At 73.4% G+C, this 357-nt stretch carries 1 protein-coding gene; it reads left to right on the forward strand.

All coding sequences use genetic code 11. The features are described 5' to 3' along the window. A partial coding sequence (locus FLQ44_RS01720; protein WP_206208611.1) for a phosphohexomutase domain-containing protein occupies positions 1 to 357 on the forward strand: 357 nt, incomplete at both ends.

A 357-nucleotide genomic window follows, 5' to 3' on the forward strand; every position in this document is an offset into this window, starting at 1 on the left:
TTGCGCACCGGTTGCGACGCCGGGTGGTGGATGTGCCGGTCGGCTTCAAATGGTTCGTCGACGGACTCCTCGAGGGTCGTCTGGCGGTGGCCGGTGAGGAGAGTGCCGGCATCAGCTTCCAGCGCCGCGGTGGCGGCGTGTGGACCACCGACAAGGACGGCTTCGCGCCGGCGCTGCTGGCGGCCGAGATCACGGCCCGCAGCGGCCGCGACCCGGGTGCCTGCTACCGCGCCTTGACCGACGCGCTCGGCTGCCCGCATGCCGATCGCATCAGCGCGCCGGCGACACCCGCGCAGAAGGCGCGGCTGTCGGCGCTGCGCGCCTCGCAGCTGGATGCGGTCGAACTGGCGGGCGAGC

Origin of the sequence: Vogesella mureinivorans (assembly GCF_007644035.1) — a bacterium.
GTDB lineage: Bacteria > Pseudomonadota > Gammaproteobacteria > Burkholderiales > Chromobacteriaceae > Vogesella > Vogesella mureinivorans.